Below are 19,327 nucleotides of genomic sequence, written 5' to 3'. Positions count from 1 at the left end.
GTCACCTGCGGGCCGCTCGGCACAAGCGACGCTGATATCGGCACCAAATAGGTGAACTCGGCGCTGCCCTCGATGGTAGTTCCACCTGGACCCACGGCTCGAACGGTTGCGGGGCCGGAATGCGCCGCTGGCGCCGTGAACACGAACCTGTTTTCCGACACCTTCCGGAACTGGACGGCTATCCCGTCCACGAGGACCGCGGAAAGCTCCACGAAGTGGCCTATCAACCGTATCTTGGTGCCTGCTTGGGCGTCTGCCGCGGGGTCGACTCGGGTCAGCTGGGGCGGGCATGCCGTTCCTGACCCCGCGGCGGCCAGCACCGGGCTGTTCGGGTGCGCCACGTGGTAGGCCAACAGATTGGAGACAACCGAGTAGGCGGTCGCCTCCAAGCACGCGGTCGGCGCGGGCGGCTGTGCCTCCCGGAAGCTGGCCGCCGCCTGCGCCCAAGCAGACGAAACGTCCGCGGCAGAGGCCCGCGGATCGACGGCGGTGCAGATCGACTGGGCTGCACGCGCCAGCGCATCATTGGGGGCCATTTCGTCGCACCTGTGCGCTTCCATGAGGGCGTACCAGCCATCAGGCGGCGCATCCGCCGGATCCGCAGGACCAGGCGGAACCCACGCCAGGGCATTGCCTGCGGCCGGCGGCGCTCCGGCTTCCGGTGGGCCGGTGGGATTTACGACGGCGCCCGGATCGGTTTTCCCTGAGGGGGCCGATGCGCTCGGGCCAGTGGCGGACTCCTGCGCTGGTGGACTTGCCGGAGGTGGTGACTGCGGCGCAGACGGGGCGCAGGCGGTCACGAGCGCCAGCCCTATGGCAGCGCAGCCAGCGACCGCTGCCATCCTGGCATGACGGGGACTCCAGACGCGGTTCACAGCGGTCTCCCCTCCCCGCCATCCCTCTGCTGCCGATGCGCAATGCACAGCCGAGGGAAAATCCCGGAAACTTCCGGTTCAGCGTCGCGGCGGCTGGGATTGTCAACGGTTGAGACCGCTGATTCCCGGGCGACGCGACCGGACACGTACATTGTGCGCGTGCAGGGCAACGATGGCAATAGGTAACGATGGCAATAGGTAGGGGGACGAATAGAATGCCAGGCGCGCCGTGGGCCTTCGCAACAGGCGCAGCGGTCCGTGCGTTGGGACGTCCCGGTGGTCCGGGACGGCGCCGGCGGGGGCCGTCCACTGCCCGTGACCAGTTACTTCTCGGGAAAAGCAGGGGTGCCGGGGTCCGGTGAAAGCGTGCGGTGATAGAACCATTCGATGTGTTCGCGCAGCCGGACCTCGGCGGCATCCGGGTCGTGGTCGCTGATCGCGTCCAGTATGCCATGGTGCTGGTGGCGCAAGGTCACGGCGATCTCCTCCCAATCGACGACCTTGTCCACCGCCTCATTAACATAGCCACGGATGGATTGGCTCAGCGAGACCATGATGGTTTCAATCACCGCGTTGCCCGCCAGCGAGGCGACGGCAACGTGGAACTGTGCATCCAAGACGTGGAAGATCTCCTGATCGAGACCCGGGTCATCCATGGCGGCGAGCAACCCCCGCACGCCGTCCAATTCGGCGCCGTCGCGCTCCTGTTGGGCCGCAGCCCGGCCAACCCAGGTTTCCAGCAGGATACGGGTTTCCACAATGTCCCGGACCGGTAGATGGCGTGTGGCTACATGGTATCTGAACGCGGATGAAAGGCCGGCGGCGGGATTGGACACCACAATGGCACCCGAATTGGGGCCGGATCCGGATGATGTGCGCACCACGCCCATGGCATCGAGAATGCGCACGGCTTCGCGCACAGAGGCCCTGGAGATACCGTATGTCTGCGCCAGTGCGCGCTCACCGGGCAGCTGGTCACCGGGTTTAATGGCACCGGAGCGAAGGTCCGTTTCTATATTGCTGAGCACAATCTCGTACGTTCGCCGCGTTGCCGCCACAGTACCCTCCTTGGACGACTGGAAATCCTTTCTATCCTGCCATGCGCAGGCGCCCAGTGAAGAAGCGGTCCCGGAGCCGCTGTCCGAATCACCGGCCACATGGCGGCGCTCCAGTCACCGAGAGCCGCCAGCAGGTGGACGTGACGTGCAACACGGGGCTACTATGGTCTGACCACACGTCATCCACGTCCCGGCATACCTTGCCCCGGAAGGATTCCATGAAGATCGCACTCTTCGCCACCTGCATTGTGGACGCTATGTTCCCGCGTACCGCGAAGGCCACGGTGACGGTTTTGGAACGGTTGGGACACCAGGTTGTTTTCCCGGCCGGTCAAGCCTGCTGCGGCCAGATGCACATCAACAGCGGCTACTTCGACGACGCGCTGCCGGTGGTCGCAAACCATGTCGCCGCGTTCAGCCACGGGGACTACGACGTCGCCGTTGCGCCTTCTGCTTCCTGTGTTGCATCGGTGAAGCATCAGCAGCCGATGATTGCCCGGCACTGCGGTGACGCTGCGCTGGAAAACCGGGCCAACGCCGTCGGCGCTAAGACCTACGAACTCTCCCAGCTTCTGGTGGACGTCCTGGGCATCACCGACGCCGCGGCCCAGCTGGGCTCATACTTCCCGCACACGGTGACGTACCACCCCAGTTGCCACGGCATGCGTTTGCTCCGCCTGGGTGACCGGCAGCTGGACCTGCTGCGGACGGTTGCCGGGATCGATCTGCGCAACCTTGCCGAACCGGATCAGTGCTGCGGATTCGGTGGCACTTTTTCGATGAAGAACGCGGATGTCTCGAGTGCGATGCTCGAGGACAAGGTGGCCACTATTGAAGCCTCCGGCGCAGAACTGTGCACGGGCGGCGACGCCTCCTGCCTGCTGCACATCGGCGGCGGCCTTTCCCGCAAAGGAAGCGGCACCGCAACCCTGCACTTTGCCGAGATACTTGCCAGCACGATGGCAGCGCCCGTCTCCGTGTCCGGCGAGGTCGAACAGCTGACCGGACGAGGACGCTCATGAGCCAGGTCAGTCTGGGTATGCCGAAGATCGCCAGTTACGGCAGCGGTAACCTGTTCGCGACCGAGCCCTTCCCGCAGGCCGCGCACCGCGAACTCGCCAACACCCAGCTGCGCGCGAATCTGGGCCATGCCACCAGGACCATCCGCGAGAAGCGTATCGGCGTGGTTTCCGAGCTTCCCGATTGGGAGGAACTGCGCGAAGCCGGCAGCGTGCTCAAACAGCAGGTCATGGCCGATCTTCCCCGGCTGCTGGTGCAGCTCGAGGAAAATGTCACCAGGCGCGGCGGCACGGTGCACTGGGCCCGTGACGCGCAGGAAGCCAATGAGATTGTCACCGGTCTCATTCGGGCCGAGGGCGCCACCGAGGTCGTCAAGGTCAAATCCATGGCCACGCAGGAAACCGGTCTCAACGAGTACCTGGAAGAACAGGGAATCGCGGCCTACGAGACGGACCTGGCCGAACTCATCGTCCAGTTGGGCCATGACAAACCGAGCCACATTCTGGTGCCCGCCATCCACAAGAACAGGACCGAGATCCGGGACATCTTCCTGGCCGGGATGGCCGGGGTGGATCCGGAGCTGACCGATGATCCCCGGCAGCTGGCGATGGCTGCCCGTACGCACCTGCGGCGGAAATTCCTCACCGCGAAGGTTGCCGTCTCCGGGGCAAACTTCGCGATCGCCGATTCCGGCACCCTGGCGGTGGTGGAGTCGGAAGGAAACGGCCGGATGTGCCTGACGCTGCCGGAAACACTGATCACAGTGATGGGCATCGAGAAACTGGTACCGACGTTCCAGGACCTTGAAGTCTTCATGGCGCTGCTGCCGCGCTCGTCCACCGGTGAACGGATGAATCCCTACACTTCGCTGTGGACGGGCGTCACCGAGGGGGACGGGCCGCAGAACTTCCACCTGGTGCTGCTGGATAACGGCCGCACCGCTGCGCTTGCCGACGAAATGGGCCGTTCCGCGCTGCACTGTATCCGCTGCAGCGCGTGCATGAACGTCTGCCCGGTCTACGAGCGCACCGGCGGCCATGCCTATGGCTCCACCTATCCCGGTCCCATCGGAGCCATTCTTTCCCCGCTGATGACAGGGATCGAGGCCGAGGAAAACAACTCTTTGCCGTACGCCTCCTCGTTGTGCGGGGCCTGTTTTGATGCCTGTCCGGTCAAGATCAATATCCCGGAGATCTTGGTCCACCTGCGCGGTAAGGACGTCGACGCTCAGCATGCCAAGCGTAAACTGCCCAGCCAGATGGACGTGGGGATGACAGTGGCTAAGGTTGCGCTCTCCTCCGGCCGCAATTTGGGCCTGGCGGAGAAGGGACTGCCGCTGGGCAAGCTGGCGGCCGGGCCGGATCGGTTGATCAAGCGGCTTCCTGGCCTTGCCGGCGGCTGGACGCAAAGCAGGGATATTCCCGCGCCGCCGGCGCAGTCGTTCCGTGACTGGTGGAAAAAAGAACATGTACCCACGGCTGACACGGCGGCCGGAACGGGAGAGAACGCATGAGCGCACGGGAAGAAATTCTGGACCGGATCCGCGCCGCACTGTCCGATCAGCCAGCGGTTCCGCCGGTTCCCCGTGATTACCGGCGTACGTCCGGGCTGGACGCTCAAGCGCTGGTGGCGCTGCTGGTGGACCGTCTGGTGGATTACAAGGCTAACGTCTTCGTGGAGGAGTCCGACGGCGTCAGCGGCCGGATCGGCGGGCTGCTGGCTGGCGCCGGCCAGTTTGTGATCCCGCCAGGCCTGCCCGCAGCGTGGCTGGCCTTTGACACCGAACCGGCCCGCGCCGTCGTCGACAGCCTCGAGAGTCCCCTCTCCATCGCCAGGCTGGACGCGATGGACGCCGTGCTGACATCGAGCGCTGTCTCGGTGGCCGAGACCGGAACGATCGTGCTGGACGGCTCCGCCGATCAGGGCCGGCGGGCCATTTCGCTGGTGCCGGACCACCACGTTTGTGTGGTGCCGGTGGAGAGTATTGCCGGGATTCTGCCGGAGGCACTCCAGCGCCTTGACGGCACCCGTCCGCTGACCCTGATCAGCGGCCCCAGTGCCACCAGCGACATTGAACTGGAGCGTGTCGAGGGAGTGCACGGACCGCGGCGGCTGGACGTCATTATTGCCGTATAGCTCCGCCGGCCAGCTGACTCCCGCGTGGCCGGCAGGGCGTCCTGCTGACCACACGGTGCCTCACTTGTTGTTCGCCCTGGGCGCCGCGATGCCCGGATCGATTTGGTACGGGCCGCCGTACGACAGATGGGAGTCGAGAGAGTCCGAGTCCTTCGAGAGGTTCTCAATATCCTCGTTGCTGCCGTTCTCCCGGAGGAGAGCGGTGTGCGCTCATACGGTCTGCAGGATTCCTGGTGCCTCGGCAGCGTCCCGGGTCCGCACCGCATTGCGGCCCAGGAACAGGGCGGCGGCGAGGGCAATCACCGCAAGGACCGCAAGCAGGACAGCCAGGGCGGCATTGGTTTCGTATTTCCCGACCAACAGGAAGAAGGCCGGAATGGTAGCGGTCGGCTGGCTGATGAGGATCGTGAACCAGCCGGTGGCATGCGTCAGGGATTTTTTCCCGAGGCCCAGCAGCAGGAAGAACATGAACCAGAGAATAGCCCAGACAAACCAGATGACTCCGAAAACAGGATCGTTGATCATGGTGAACTGTAGAATACCGATGACGACGGCGCACGCCGCCACGAAGAGCGAGAACCAGCCGAGGCCTTCTCCGGTAATCCCGGTGAACTGAAGAATGCCGACGTAGAGGTACGTGAAGCCAAACAGATAGAGGCCGGCGGCTGCGAAGATTGCCGGCAGATTGTTATCGGCCTGCAGGATGATGACAGTGGGGAAAAGCACCTGCATGCCGCCGACAAAGAAATTCAGTATACCAGCCGATTTTCCGGGTACAAGTCCGATGAGCATGAGACCGTTAACAAAGAGCACGGCCCCTACATACAGCAAACCCACACTGCTCATGAGCGCTCCATTGCTAAACAGACGATGACACGTGGTGACCGGCCGAATCTGGTTTGGAAAGGACGAATCGATCGATTGCCCACCCAGCCAGTTAAGCGGCTATTCGGTTCGCAATTCAAATGACACTAACCCAGCCTATTTTATATGTCAATCGAATGTTTTCTTGGCCTGGACCCGGGGCGTAAATCCCGTGAATTCAGCTCATTTGCTCGAGTCTGTCCGCGTGCGGCACAAAGCGTACTGACATGGCCTTGTATCCAGGTGTGTTTGATTCGCGTGCCACGAGCTCCCGGTGCATCAGCGCGTTGGCCTCCGGGAAATAAGCGGCTGCGCAGCCCCGCGGCGTTGGGTAAACCACTAAGCGGAATTTGTTGGCCCGGCGTTCTGCACCCTGAAAGGTGCTGATAACGTCCACCATGTCGCGGTCCTGGAATCCCATCGCATCCGCGTCATCCTGGTGGAGCAGAATGACGCGCCGGCCGTTGGAGATCCCGCGGTAGCGGTCATCCTGGCCGTAAAACGTCGTGTTGTACTGGTCATGGCTGCGGACGGTCTGCAGAATCAGGTGACCTGCCGGCGGCGTGAGATATTCGAGCGGGCTGACCGTAAACCGTGCCCGGCCAATGTCCGTGGCAAAGCTGCGGGTATCACGGGGTGGATTTGGCAGAATGAAGCCGTTCTTGGTCCGCAGCCGGCGGTTGAAGTCCTCGAAGCCGGGCAGGACCCGGGAAATGTGATCGCGGATGACGTCATAATCTTCCGCCATGCCCTTCCAATCGACGCGATGATCGTCGCCAAGGGTGGCGCTGGCCATCCGCGCGACGATGACCGGCTCTGCGAGCAGGTGGTCAGAGACAGGAGCGAGCCGGCCCTGGGTGGAGCGGACTACCGACATGGAGTCCTCAACGGACAGGATTTGACGCCCGCCGGCATGCTTATCATCGGTATCGGTCCGGCCCAAGGTCGGCAGAATCAACGAGGTCATGCCGTGCGAGACGTGCGAACGGTTCGGTTTGGTGGAGATATGGACCGTCAGGCCCACCCGTTGCATCGCCGCTTCGAGGAGGTCCGTGTCCGAGCAGGCCAAGGCAAAATTGCCGCCCATCGAGATAAAGACGTCGACCTCGTTGTTCTCGAAGGCCGTGACGGTGTCCACCGAGTCCAGACCGTGGGCGCGCGGGGAAGTGATCCCGAATTCCCGGTCCAATGCCGCCAGCATCCATTCATGGGGTTTCTCCCAGATGCCCATCGTGCGGTCGCCTTGGACATTGGAATGCCCGCGGACGGGACAAGCGCCTGTTCCCGGTTTGCCGAAGTTCCCCTGGAGCAGCAGAAGATTAATGATTTCCTTGAGCGTGTTCACCGAATGGGGCTGTTGGGTCAGGCCCAAGGCCCAGCAGATGATGGTGCCCTTGGATTGGACCATCATCTTGGCGACGTTGGCAATCTCCAGCCGGGACAGCCCCGTCGCCTGCTCGGTTTCGGCCCAGTCGACGGACTTCCGCGCGGCCCGGTAGGCCTCAATCCCATCCGTATTGGCGGCGACGAAATCGTGGTCGACGACGGAGCCAGGAACGCGCTCTTCCTCTTCGAGCAGCAGGTGGCCGAGCGCCTGGAACAGCGCCAGATCCGCTCCGACTTTGATCTGCAGAAACTCGTCGGCCAGTGCGGTACCGTCGCCGAGAAGTCCGGACGGCGTCTGTGGATCTTTGAAATTGAACAATCCTGCCTCGGGCAACGGGTTGACGGCAACAATCCTGCCGCCGTTGTCCTTGCATTCCTTCAGCGCCGACAACATCCGCGGATGGTTGGTTCCGGGATTCTGCCCGATGACGAAGATCAGCTCGGCCCGATGGATGTCCTCAAGGGACACCGTCCCCTTGCCGATGCCGATGGTGGGGTTTAGCGCCGAGCCGGAAGACTCGTGGCACATGTTGGAACAATCCGGAAGATTATTGGTGCCCAGGGAGCGGGCGAACAGTTGATACATGAACGCCGTCTCGTTGGCGGTGCGGCCGGACGTGTAAAAAACGGTTCGCTCGGGCGTGGAGGCCCTGATGTGCTCGCCGATGAGTTCAAAGGCCTCGCTCCAGGGAATCGGCTGATAATGCGTCCCCCCGGGCCGGATGACCATCGGATGGGTGATCCGGCCCTGATTGCCCAGCCAGTATTCGGTCCGGGTTGCCAGCTCTGCAACGGAGTGTTCGGCCCAGAATTTGGGCGTCACAGTGCGTAGAGTACTTTCCTCGGCCACGGCTTTGGCACCATTTTCACAGAATTCGGCTGTTTTCCGGTGGCCCTGTGATTCCGGCCAGGCACAGCCCGGGCAGTCGGTGCCGTTCCGCTGGTTCAGCCGCAGCAGCGACCGCGCTGTCCGGGTCACGCCTGCCTGGGAAATTCCGCGGTCAAGGGCCACGCCGACCGCAGTGAGTCCGGCGGCGCTTTTCTTCGGCTTCTGGACGGTCAGATGGTTTTCGTTGATGTCCTCGACGGGCGCTCCACGTGTCATCCACCCATAGTGCCGTTATTCCCGCGGCAAAGCGAAACGGCGCGTTGCATGACGCCGAACACACGTCTTCAAGCGGTCCGCCCGACCCTTCGGCTGGGCCGTCCGACCCGCGTCAGCGGGCGGCGGGGACCGCAGGCATGCCGAATATGCCGCCGTCGCCCTTCTTTTTGGGCTTGCGCACCCGGGTACCCCAGGCATAGGCAATCAGGGTCAGCGCGAGCTGGATCGGGAACGCCAGCGGCGGAACGCCACCGGAAATCAGACAGATCAGCACCGGCAGCAGCGTGATCAGCGTCAGATCGGGACCGATCAGGAAGCTGCGGATGGCACCGGTCGGAACAGGTCCCATTGCCGTAGCAACGGCGGGCATGTTCCAGTCCGGGGTGGGCCGGAATGCGGCCCGCAGCGTGGCGCCGCCCAAGCCCGGACCGGCGAGCACGGCCAGAATGATCAGCGGCCAGGAACCCACTCCCAGCACGAACAGCAGCACGAAGCACAGAATCGCCCACACCGTCATGCCCGCCGCCGGAAGCACAAAATGCACCCGCCGGATGGTCTTGGCCGGGAGCGGCATCAGGGCATCCACACTGGGATTCCCGGCTGCAAACCGCGCCACCGAGCCCAGTCCGGTGACGGCAAAATGTGCACAGAAATACAGCACCACGGCAATCAGCGTGGCATTGCCCAGGAACTGCACCGAGGCAAGACTTGCGGGTATGGCCGCCAGCACCGCCACGCGCACCAGGGTCGAGGGCTGGCGCAGCTGCATGGTCAGATGTGCGCTGAGCATCGTCAGTACCGAGCGCCTGGTTAGCGACCCCTGGTGGAAGACCAGCGGCAGCCTGATCCAGGAATGGCCGCTCCTGGCCCCGTTGCTCAGTGAGCGGGACAGCTCGCTGGCGTCCATGGACAGCACGGACCCGGCAACGTAGGCGCTGGCCACCGCGCTGGATTTGAGGCTGGCCGAGCTTAGCCGCTCCAGGTTTGCATAGACGACGGCGAGCACCACCAGCGCCAGCCCGGTCACCAGCAGCGGCCAGAGCTGGCCCGCGGCCACGAGCAATGGCCAGCTGGTCGGCAGGTACTGCAGCCAGGACATGTTCACGCGGGTGTTTTCGGCGTTATTGAACAGTGCGGTGGCTACCAGGGAAAGGGGCGCTACGACGGTGACCGCGCTGGCCAGCGGGCGCAGCCAGCGCTCCCCGCCGGTGATCTGCACCCAGCCGGCAATCCCGTATAACAGCAGTGCCAGAGCCGCGCCGCACAGGGTGGCTAATGCGACGGGACCGGGGGCGTTATCCGCGCCGATGCCCAGCGACAGGGGGACGACGACGGCGACCGACCCGGCGACGGGCCAGATCATGGACCGGAAGAAGCCCGGCTCAATAAAACCACGCCGGCGGACCGGGAGACCGAGCCACCAGAAGGTCTGCGGCACGGTCATGGCGATCGGGCCGATGTTCATCTGGACACTGAGCAGCGCCGCGGCCAGGGTGAGCATGAGCGTGGCAGAGGCCTGCAGCGGCTCCAGGCTGGCAAAGCCGGGAGCAAGGGCGGATGCAGTCCATACCGGTTCCGAGCCCAGGCCCAGCGAATGCCGCAGCCCAACGATGATGGCCCCGGACATGACCACGAGCACGACGGCGCCGAAGACATAGGTGTAGATCTCCGAAATCAGCTCTCCGATGCCGCCTTCTGAGCGTGCCAGCCCGACCTTGAAGGTGTAGCGGCGGATCTCCTTGGCGCTCAGCGCCGCCGGCGCAGACACAGGCGGAGGCGGAGGCCCGGAGGCTTCTGGCGATTGCGGTGCCACGGTCATGATGTCTGCTCAGTGCGCATGCGGGTTCTCGGAGGAGATGGCCAGTGCCGCCTGTGCCGGCGTCATCTTCTTCACCTCGTCGTCGACAAAAATGGCGCGGGTGGCGACGGCGCTCAGAAATGCCGGGTCGTGGGTGACCAGCAGCAGGCCCAGGCCGCCATCGACCTGGTCACGCAACCGCGCGGCCAGCCGGGCGCGCATGCCGGTATCCAGCCGCTGCTCGGGCTCGTCCAGGACCAACAGTGACCGGGGCCGGACGAAGGCCGCTGCGAGGAGCATTCTGCGCCGCTGGCCGGAGGAGAGGTTGTGCGGCAGAGCCGCGCGTTCCTCGCTGAGGCCGAAAAAGTCCAGTTCCGCGTCGATTAGTGCCTCGACCGCGGTGGAGCCATGCCCCGCAGCGACGATGGCCAGATGCTCCTCGACGGTCAGTGCGGGGAAGAAGGCATCGTCGTCGAAGACCATCGCCACCTCGCGGCGGAAGTCCAGCCGGCGGTCGTCCGCCTCCTGACCGCGGATGTGGGTTTTGCCGCTGATCGCTCCCAATTGTCCGACGACGGTTTTGAGTACCGTCGATTTGCCGGCGCCGTTTGGGCCCACCAGGGCGATGGCTTCGGCTTCACGCAGGGTGAAGGCGATCTCGCCGCAGACCGGCTTAGTGCCATATCCGACACGTAATCGCTCCGCACGGACGAGTTCCGGGCGCGGAGGGGTGGGGGAACCCGCGGCGGGGACCTTGGCGGGTTTATGCGGCTTGCTCATGTCATTGAAAGTATAGGCGAGCCGGACGAGAGGTCCTGTTGGGCGCCCCCGATGTCCCTGCAGGGGCCAAAGACCCAGCATTCACGCTCAGCTTGAGGGTCAAGGCTCAAAATCGGCGGCAGCCAAATGTGCCTAACTCAGTCTGCCACGGGCGGTAACCTAGTTAGCAGGACCGGTGGGCCCCCGATACGAGAGAAAGCGTGGACTAATACGTGAGCAACGAACAGGGTTCAACAACTCTGGCGGGCACAGAACCGGATGGCTCAAGGTCAGAGGGCGCAGAACTGGAGCACGCGGACGTGGACTTTGACGACGTCGTAATGGGTCCCACAGGACGGCCGCTGACCCAATTTCCGGAGCCCCCCGTACTGACCTCGCACGGACCTGCACGTGTCATCGCCATGGTTAATCAGAAGGGCGGCGTCGGCAAGACCACGTCCACCATCAATCTGGGCGCCGCACTGGCCGAGGCCGGCCGTAAGGTACTGGTGGTGGACTTCGATCCGCAGGGTGCTCTTTCCGCTGGTCTGGGCACGAATCCGCATGAGCTCGATCTCACGGTCTACAACGTACTGATGGACCGCAAGGTCGATATCCGCGACGCGATCCGGCACACCGAAATCGAAAACATCGATCTGCTGCCGGCCAATATTGACCTCTCCGCAGCAGAAGTGCAGCTGGTCAACGAGGTGGCCCGCGAGCAGGTGCTGGATCGCGCCCTGAAAAAGGTCGAAGATGACTACGACGTCATCCTGATCGACTGCCAGCCCTCCTTAGGACTGCTCACAGTCAATGCCCTCACCGCCGCTCATGGGGTGATTATTCCCCTCATTTGCGAGTTCTTTGCCCTGCGTGCGGTGGCACTGTTGGTGGAGACCATCGAGAAGGTGCAGGACCGGCTCAACCCGCGTCTGCAGGTGGATGGCGTGCTGGCGACTATGTATGACGCGCGCACACTGCACAGCCGCGAGGTCATCTCGCGGCTGGTGGAGGCGTTCGGTGACAAGGTCTTCGAAACTGTCATCAAGCGCACCATCAAATTCGCGGACGCAACGGTTGCTGCCGAACCGATCACCACCTACGCAGGAAACCATCAGGGTGCGGATTCCTACCGCCGGCTGGCCAAAGAGCTCGTGTCCCGTGGTGGCTCGCCCTGACTCAGCAGCAGACCAGTCCTGCTGGGGGCAGTCGTGCGCCGGCAGGATTCGAAGTCCGGCTGGAGAATTTCACGGGTCCTTTCGACCTGTTGTTGGGGCTGATTTCCAAGCACGAAATGGACATCACAGAGATAGCCTTGGCTCGTGTTACGGACGAATTTATCGCCTACATCCGTCGGCCGCAGGAGTTAGGCAAGGAATGGGCGCTCGACGAAGCCAGTGAATTTCTGGTTCTGGCCGCCACCTTGCTCGATCTCAAGGCCGCCCGACTGCTGCCAGCGGGTGAGGTGGAGAACGACGACGACATAGCCTTGCTGGAGGCGCGCGATTTGCTCTTTGCCAGACTGCTGCAGTACAAGGCATTCAAGGAAATCGCGGCCATCATGGGTGGCTGGCTGGACCGTGAGGCCGATCGGTTTCCACGGCTGGTGGGATTGGAACCGCAGTTCGCTTCGCTGCTGCCGGAACTACTCTGGCGGCACTCGCCGGAGAAGTTCGCCGCGTTGGCGCGCAAGGCGCTGGCCCCTCGGGAAGCCGCGCCCACGGAGGTTGGCCTGAGCCATCTGCACGCGCCGACCGTCAGCGTACTGGAACAGGCGCAGATCATGCGGGCCATGCTGGCCGCCGGTACTGCCCTGTCCTTTCGCGTCCTGATCGCCGATGCGGAGACCACGATGGTGGTCGTGGCCCGGTTTCTGGCCCTGCTGGAGATGTTCCGCGACGCCGCAGTGACGTTCGAGCAGGCGAGCCCGCTCGGTGAGCTGCAGGTGCGCTGGACGGGAGTGTCCCGAGACTGGCGCAGCAATAATTTGTCCGCGGAGTATGCCGGCGTGCTATCCGAAATGTCCGTGCCGGAGGAAGCCATCCAGTGATTGAACAGCAGAATTCCCGTGATCCGGGGGACGGCGCCGACATGCCGGGAACGGACGTTCATGATCTCCCCGGTGGGGCCGGAGCGGCTCTGGAGGCCATCCTGATGGTCACCGATGAGCCGGTCTCTGAATCACAGCTGGCCGCTGCCGTCGGGCTGGGCGTTGAGGAGGTGGGCGGCCTGCTCCTCGGTCTGCAGCGGCATTATGACGGCTATACTGGTAGGGGCGATGGTACCGGCGTCGGCGTTTCCGGGTCGGTTGCAGGGAAACCTGTGGTGGATTCTCCAGAGTTTGCGGCAGGGCAAACCCGGGTGACGCCGCGTGGTTTCGAACTACGCAGGGTCGCGTGCGGCTGGCGCATCTATTCACGCAGCGACTTTGCTCACATAGTTTCCCGCTTCGTGCTGGACGGACAGTCAGCCAGGCTCACGCAGGCTGCGCTGGAGACCTTGGCCGTCATCGCTTACCGACAGCCGGTGTCGCGTGCGCGGGTTTCCGCTATCCGTGGAGTCAACGTTGATTCTGTGGTGCGCACGCTTGCCCAACGTGGTTTGATCGAGGAAACGGGGACCGATGCTGAATCGGGTGCTCTGCTTTACCGGACTACGCACTATTTTTTGGAACGACTGGGGATCGCCAGTGCGGACGAGCTTCCGCAGCTGGCCCCGCATCTGCCCGGACTGGAAAACCTCCAGGATTTTGACGATTCATCCTATTGACCAGCTATTCGATTTTTATAAGGACACGTAATGACACCGTCGCACCGCTCAGATGATTCCGGGCGTAGCCGTTCCGGTCAGGACCGGATCAAGCCCCGCACCGGGGGGTCGGGCAGCGGCGCCGCCGGTTCCGGGGCACCGCGCGCGGGCGAGCGCCGGACCAGCACACCCTGGTCCGATGACCGGCGTTCCGATGCCCCGCGTTCGGGTGCGCCGTTCTCGCGTGATGCCCGCTCCGATGACCGGCGTTCCGATGCCCCGCGTTCGGGTGCGCCGTTCTCGCGTGATGCCCGCTCGGATGACCGGCGTTCCGATGCCCCGCGTTCGGGTGCGCCGTCCTCGCGTGATGCCCGCTCAGATGACCGGCGTTCCGATGCCCCGCGTTCGGGTGCACCGCGTTCGGATGCCCCATACTCACGTGCCCCCGGATCCGGTGCGCCCCGGGTCGGCAACGGGACTGGCAGGCCTTCGAAGTTCGGCGCCGCCCGCAAAACGGCAGCCAAGGGTGCCGCAAAAACGGGTGCAGCCAGGTCCGGCGCACCGAAAGGACCGCGCGCCTTCGGCGGCGAACGCTTCGGCAGCAATCTTGGCCCGGTCAAGAACCGCCCGACCGAGCAGAACCGCCGCCCAAAGAACCAGGGCCCCTACGTTGACATGCATGATCCCGAGGGAATCCGTCTGCAGAAGGTTATGGCGTCCGCTGGCGTCGCCTCCCGTCGTGTCTGCGAGGACATGATCGAGGAAGGCCGCGTCGAGGTCGACGGTCAGATCATCACCGAGGTCGGCCTGCGCGTTGATCCCAAAAAGGTGGCGATAACGGTCGACGGGATCCGCCTGCAGCTCGATGAATCGCAGGTCTACATGGTTTTCAACAAGCCCAAAGGTGTGGTCTCCACCATGGACGACCCCGAGGGGCGCCCATGCATCAGCGACTACCTGAAGAACCGCCATGGTAATGAGCGTCTATTCCACGTCGGACGTCTTGACACGGCCACCGAGGGTCTGCTGCTGCTGACCAACGACGGCGAGCTGGCCAACCGTCTGTCGCACCCCAAGTATGAGGTTCCCAAGACCTACATGGCGCAGGTCCGAGGGCCGATGGGCCAGGGCGTTGGCGCGCAGATGCGTGAAGGGATCGAGCTGGAGGACGGCGTGGCCAGCGTTGATTCCTTCCGCCTGGTCGACTCCACGCCGGGACACATTCTGGTGGAGGTTGTGCTGCACTCCGGCAAGAACCGCATCGTGCGCCGACTCTTCGACGCAGTCGGCTACCCCGTGGAGCGCCTGGTGCGCGTCCAGGTTGGTCCGATCCGCATGAATGACCAGCGCCAGGGCAGCATCCGTGTCCTGGGCCGGCAGGAAGTGGGACACCTGCTCGCGTCTGTCGGGCTCTAACCCGATGAATCCATCGCATCTGAACGGCCCCGTGCTTGTTATCGGCACCGGGTTGCTCGGCGCCAGCATCGGGCTCGGTTTATGCGCCCGGGGCATCGACGTCGTCCTGCAGGACACGTCGCCCTCAGCGCAGGCCGTTGCGGTGGACATCGGAGCCGGCCGTGCGCAAAAAGCCGGCGAAAAGCTTTCTCCTGAGCTGGTCGTGGTGGCCGCTCCGCCGGACGTCACGGCTGGCGTGGTGGCTGCCGCGCTGGGAAACTACCCGCAGGCGGCCGTCATCGATATAGCCAGTGTCAAGGCCGGTATTCTGGCCGAACTGCGGGAGCTGCCGGGAGTCACGGAGGCTGACCTGAGCCGATATGTGGGCACGCACCCGATGGCCGGCAGCGAGCGTTCCGGCCCGGTGGCGGCCCGGGGCGAGCTGTTCACCAGCACGCCCTGGGTGCTCTGCCCCTCCGAGTTGAGCTGTGCCGCGGCCGTCAAGACCGCGCACTCGCTGGCAATTGACCTGGGATCCGTCGTCTTCCGGTTCACGCCCGACGAACACGACGAGGCCGTCGCGCTGGTCTCGCACCTGCCGCAGATCATGGCCTCGCTGGTCGCGTCCCGGCTGCAGGACAGTCCGGCACATGCCCTGTCGCTGTCCGGGAACGGCCTGCGGGATGTTACCAGGATCGCGGCCAGCAATCCCGCCATGTGGGTGCAGATCCTCGGGGCTAATGCCGCTAAACTGGTCGACGTCATGCACGGTGTCCGCGATGACCTCAACCGCCTGATTGCAACGCTGGAGGCTCCCACGGCCCCGGGTGCGCGGCTGGATATTGCGCAGCTGATCAGCGAGGGGAACGCCGGGCAGGCGCGCATCCCGGGTAAGCACGGCGGGCCCGCGTTGGCCTACGCGTGGCTGACGGTGCTCGTGGATGACAAGCCCGGCCAGATTGCCCGGCTGTTGACGGAAATCGGCGACATCGGGGTCAACCTCGAAGATCTACGGCTGGATCATTCGGCCGGTAGGGAAGTGGGAATGGTGGAATTGTCCGTCATGCCGGACAAACGGGTGGCACTGGTGGAAGAACTGACAAACCGCGGTTGGAAGGTCATATTGTGACGGAAACCCAAAGTGCCCCCGCTGCGGCTACCGGCCGTCTGTTAGGGCTCCGCCAGGGAAAGTCTCTGGTGGTTGCCATCGACGGTCCTTCAGGGTCCGGGAAATCAAGCGTGAGCCGGGAGGTGGCCCGTCGGCTGGGGCTGGCCTATCTGGACACCGGTGCCATGTACCGGTCGTTGACCTGGCAGTGTCTGGACACCGGGGTGGCCCTTGATGATGCCGTCGCCGTCGAGGCGGCCGCCCGCGCCCTTGAGCTGGAACAAAGCACCAATCCGGACCATGAATTTGTCAAGGTTGGCGGCCGGGAGGTTGCCGCACTGATCCGTGAACCGCGCATCTCCGCCGCCGTCAGCGCGGTAGCGACCACACTGGGTGCCCGCACGGAACTGGTCCGCCGGCAGCGTGAGGCGATTGTCCGTGCGGCCAAGAGAATGGTGGTGGAGGGTCGGGACATCACCACCGTCGTAGCGCCGACAGCCGAGGTCCGGCTGCTGCTGACCGCCAGTGCAGAGGCCAGGATGGCGCGCCGAGGCATTCAGCTCGGCGGAACCCAGACGATGGCGCAGCTCACCCGCCAGGTGCTGGCAAGGGATGCCAAGGATTCCACCGTGGTGGAATTCCACCGGGCCGCCGACGGCGTGGTGACAGTGGATTCCTCGGATTTGGACTTCGAGCAGACCGTTGACGCCGTCCTTCGGGTGGTCGTCGACGCGGTGGAGGGCAAACATTTCCAGGGCGGCCATTTCGAGGGCGGCCATTTCGAGAGCACAGCCCGCAATGCCTAAGCCGATACCGGGACCTGCGCCCTCGCGCTGAACCCGGGTCCGCCGTCGTCCTCGCCGTAGTGCTGGGACACGGTTCCCCGGCACCAGGACCAAACCCCGCGTCCATCTGGACGGTTTCCGGTGCTTTTCGACGGCCCGGTGCAGACCAGCCGCGAACGGGGTGTGTCCCGGCGTGTTTCAATGGACAGAGCGGCCGAGCACCTACGCCTCCGGCCCTCCGCGCACGTCCAGGCCGCAATCGCCGCCACAGGGCAGGAATTACCTGCCGAAGATGACCTTACAAATCAGCATGAAGGAAAGCAACCATGAGCGACTCTCAGTCCACCGGCCGAACCGATGCAGGTGACTTTGGCCACGGTGACGAAGAATATACGCCCTCCGGCACCGACCGGGTTGCTGAGCACCTGGCTGCCCTCAATGATGAGGACGCCGAGGTCCGTGCCGCGTCGCTGCGCGCCGGCTTGTCGGATTACGAGCTCGACGACGAGGATGCCGCGCTGCTGGACGGCACCTTCGAGGACGCCGACGACGACGGCCTGGTCCGTCAGGATCCGGTCCTCGCCATTGTAGGGCGCCCGAACGTGGGCAAATCGACCCTGGTGAACCGTATCCTGGGCCGACGGGAGGCCGTGGTGGAGGACACCCCCGGCGTCACCCGGGACCGTGTGTCCTACGCGGCGAACTGGAACGGGCGCAAATTCACCCTGGTGGACACCGGCGGCTGGGAGCACGACGCCCGCGGAATCCACGCCCGCGTGGCCGACCAGGCCGAGGTCGCCGTCGAGATGGCCGATGCCGTGCTGCTCGTGGTGGATTCCACCGTGGGCATCACTGCCACCGATGAGGCCGTGGTCAAGATGCTGCGTCGGTCCAAAAAGCCGGTCATCCTGATCGGCAACAAGGTAGACGATATTGTGCAGGAATCCGATGCCGCCACCCTGTGGGGCCTTGGACTGGGCCAGCCCTGGCCGGTGTCCGCGGTCCATGGCCGTGGCGTGGCCGACATGCTGGACCGCGTGATGGAGGTGCTGCCGGAGTTCTCCGCCGTCGAAGGCCTGGAACGCTCCGGTGGCCCACGGCGCGTTGCCCTGATCGGGCGCCCGAACGTGGGCAAGTCCTCGCTGCTGAACAAGCTGGCCGGCAGTGAGCGTGTGGTGGTGGATCCGATGGCTGGCACCACCCGCGACCCGGTGGACGAGTTCATCGAACTGGGGGACCGCACCTGGCGCTTCGTGGACACCGCCGGCATCCGCCGCCGCGTGCACATGGCGCAGGGCGCGGATTTCTACGCCTCGCTGCGCACCCAATCCGCACTGGAGAAGGCTGAGGTCGCCGTCGTCCTGCTGGCCGTCGACGAGGTCCTCAGCGAACAGGACGTGCGCATACTCCAACTGGCAGTGGAGTCCGGCCGGGCGCTGGTGCTGGCCTTCAACAAGTGGGACCTGCTGGACGATGAGCGCCGCCGCTACCTGGAGCGCGAAATCGAGCAGGACCTGGCCCACGTGGACTGGGCCCCCCGAGTCAATATCTCCGCCAAAACCGGCTGGCACAAGGACCGCTTGGTGCCAGCGCTGGACCTGGCGCTGGAGAACTGGGACCGACGTATCCCCACCGGCCGCCTGAACGCGTTCCTGGGCGAGCTCGTGGCCGCACACCCGCACCCCGTGCGCGGCGGTAAGCAGCCCCGTATCCTCTTCGGCACGCAGGCCTCCAGCCGGCCGCCGAAGTTCGTCCTCTTCACCACCGGGTTCCTGGATCCCGGCTACCGCCGCTTCATCACCCGCCGGCTGCGCGAAACCTTCGGCTTCGAGGGCACCCCGATTGAGGTCAGCATGCGGGTGCGCGAGAAGCGCGGAAAGACTGCCCGGAAGTAGCGGACGCTTCGGGTACGACGACGGCGCACGGCAGGTGGCGTCGTCGTCGTGCGGTCCTGGGCGTGCCAATCCGCGCAGCGTTCCGCGCGCAGCGTTCCGCGCACAGCCTGAGGTCTGCTGGTCGGCGCGGCACGGTTTTTACGGTAAGCTTTTTGAGGTGGTTCCCCCGGCCGTATCTTCGCATATCGACCGGATCCGGACTTTCGGGCTGTAGCGCAGCTTGGTAGCGCACTTGACTGGGGGTCAAGGGGTCGCAGGTTCAAATCCTGTCAGCCCGACGTAAAAGCCCTGGTGAGAGCATGTTTCTCACCAGGGCTTCGTCATGTCCGGCGGAGGCGAGGTTCCGACCGCCGGGGTGGAGGTGGGTGCGGGTGGTCCACGGAGGATCGCTGCGG

The 19,327-nt window shown here is 64.4% G+C and carries 16 protein-coding genes and 1 tRNA gene; 11 read left to right on the top strand and 6 right to left on the bottom strand.

The window, feature by feature from the left end:
* The coding region (locus QMG52_RS13065; protein ID WP_283560825.1) for a hypothetical protein at positions 1 to 536 on the bottom strand (536 nt) is incomplete at its 3' end.
* A gap of 662 nt (positions 537 to 1,198) precedes the next feature.
* Positions 1,199 to 1,933, bottom strand: coding sequence for a FadR/GntR family transcriptional regulator (locus QMG52_RS13060; RefSeq protein ID WP_283560824.1), 735 nt, complete (start codon positions 1,931 to 1,933; stop codon positions 1,199 to 1,201).
* Positions 1,934 to 2,151: 218 nt separating this feature from the next.
* Between QMG52_RS13060 and QMG52_RS13055 the strand changes: the two genes are divergently transcribed.
* Genes QMG52_RS13055 through QMG52_RS13045 form a run of 3 tightly spaced genes read left to right on the top strand, consistent with a single transcriptional unit; the run spans position 2,152 to position 5,089 of the window.
* Positions 2,152 to 2,955, top strand: coding sequence for a (Fe-S)-binding protein (locus QMG52_RS13055; RefSeq protein WP_283560823.1), 804 nt, complete (start codon positions 2,152 to 2,154; stop codon positions 2,953 to 2,955).
* Complete coding sequence (locus tag QMG52_RS13050) at positions 2,952 to 4,466, top strand: LutB/LldF family L-lactate oxidation iron-sulfur protein (protein WP_283560822.1); 1,515 nt, start codon at positions 2,952 to 2,954, stop codon at positions 4,464 to 4,466. The genes QMG52_RS13055 and QMG52_RS13050 overlap by 4 nt, the downstream gene beginning before the upstream one ends.
* Entirely contained in the window at positions 4,463 to 5,089 is a 627-nt protein-coding gene (locus QMG52_RS13045; protein WP_283560821.1) for a LutC/YkgG family protein, read from the top strand. The genes QMG52_RS13050 and QMG52_RS13045 overlap by 4 nt, the downstream gene beginning before the upstream one ends.
* A gap of 210 nt (positions 5,090 to 5,299) precedes the next feature.
* Here QMG52_RS13045 and QMG52_RS13040 read toward each other — a convergent pair whose 3' ends face one another.
* The 4 genes from QMG52_RS13040 to QMG52_RS13025 form a co-directional block, all read right to left on the bottom strand.
* The gene (locus tag QMG52_RS13040) at positions 5,300 to 5,935 is read right to left on the bottom strand and encodes an AmiS/UreI family transporter (RefSeq protein WP_283560820.1); all 636 of its coding nucleotides are present in this window, start codon (positions 5,933 to 5,935) and stop codon (positions 5,300 to 5,302) included.
* Between the two features lie 196 nt (positions 5,936 to 6,131).
* Positions 6,132 to 8,444 (bottom strand): FdhF/YdeP family oxidoreductase, encoded by a 2,313-nt coding sequence (locus QMG52_RS13035; RefSeq protein WP_283560819.1) that lies wholly within the window; start codon positions 8,442 to 8,444, stop codon positions 6,132 to 6,134.
* A 112-nt stretch (positions 8,445 to 8,556) separates the two neighbouring features.
* Positions 8,557 to 10,212: a DUF6297 family protein gene (locus QMG52_RS13030; RefSeq protein ID WP_283560818.1), complete on the bottom strand. Its 1,656-nt coding sequence runs from the start codon at positions 10,210 to 10,212 to the stop codon at positions 8,557 to 8,559.
* Positions 10,213 to 10,272: 60 nt separating this feature from the next.
* Complete coding sequence (locus QMG52_RS13025; RefSeq protein ID WP_283560817.1) at positions 10,273 to 11,022, bottom strand: ABC transporter ATP-binding protein; 750 nt, start codon at positions 11,020 to 11,022, stop codon at positions 10,273 to 10,275.
* A gap of 212 nt (positions 11,023 to 11,234) precedes the next feature.
* Between QMG52_RS13025 and QMG52_RS13020 the strand changes: the two genes are divergently transcribed.
* The 8 genes from QMG52_RS13020 (at position 11,235) to QMG52_RS12985 (ending at position 19,210) form a co-directional block, all read left to right on the top strand.
* Positions 11,235 to 12,179: a ParA family protein gene (locus tag QMG52_RS13020; protein WP_283560816.1), complete on the top strand. Its 945-nt coding sequence runs from the start codon at positions 11,235 to 11,237 to the stop codon at positions 12,177 to 12,179.
* Positions 12,176 to 13,051, top strand: coding sequence for a segregation and condensation protein A (locus QMG52_RS13015; protein ID WP_283560838.1), 876 nt, complete (start codon positions 12,176 to 12,178; stop codon positions 13,049 to 13,051). Before QMG52_RS13020 ends, QMG52_RS13015 begins: the two co-directional genes overlap by 4 nt.
* Before the next feature lie 41 nt (positions 13,052 to 13,092).
* Positions 13,093 to 13,770: an SMC-Scp complex subunit ScpB gene (scpB, locus tag QMG52_RS13010; protein WP_283560837.1), complete on the top strand. Its 678-nt coding sequence runs from the start codon at positions 13,093 to 13,095 to the stop codon at positions 13,768 to 13,770.
* A 30-nt stretch (positions 13,771 to 13,800) separates the two neighbouring features.
* On the top strand, positions 13,801 to 15,165 hold the full coding sequence (locus tag QMG52_RS13005) for a pseudouridine synthase (protein ID WP_283560815.1): 1,365 nt from the start codon (positions 13,801 to 13,803) through the stop codon (positions 15,163 to 15,165).
* Positions 15,166 to 15,169: 4 nt separating this feature from the next.
* Positions 15,170 to 16,273, top strand: a complete 1,104-nt coding sequence (locus QMG52_RS13000; RefSeq protein ID WP_283560814.1) for a prephenate dehydrogenase — start codon at positions 15,170 to 15,172, stop codon at positions 16,271 to 16,273.
* Positions 16,267 to 17,058, top strand: coding sequence for a (d)CMP kinase (cmk, locus tag QMG52_RS12995; RefSeq protein ID WP_502920524.1), 792 nt, complete (start codon positions 16,267 to 16,269; stop codon positions 17,056 to 17,058). Before QMG52_RS13000 ends, cmk begins: the two co-directional genes overlap by 7 nt.
* Positions 17,059 to 17,363: 305 nt before the next feature.
* Entirely contained in the window at positions 17,364 to 18,932 is a 1,569-nt protein-coding gene (gene der / locus QMG52_RS12990; protein WP_283560812.1) for a ribosome biogenesis GTPase Der, read from the top strand.
* Between the two features lie 204 nt (positions 18,933 to 19,136).
* Positions 19,137 to 19,210: transfer RNA gene (locus QMG52_RS12985), tRNA-Pro, on the top strand.
* Positions 19,211 to 19,327: the final 117 nt, after the last annotated feature.

The sequence above is a fragment of the Paenarthrobacter sp. PH39-S1 genome (assembly GCF_030063245.1).
Taxonomy (GTDB): domain Bacteria; phylum Actinomycetota; class Actinomycetes; order Actinomycetales; family Micrococcaceae; genus Arthrobacter_M.
Note: the sequence above shows the minus strand (reverse complement) of the source record. Positions and strands in the feature narration are given on the sequence as shown.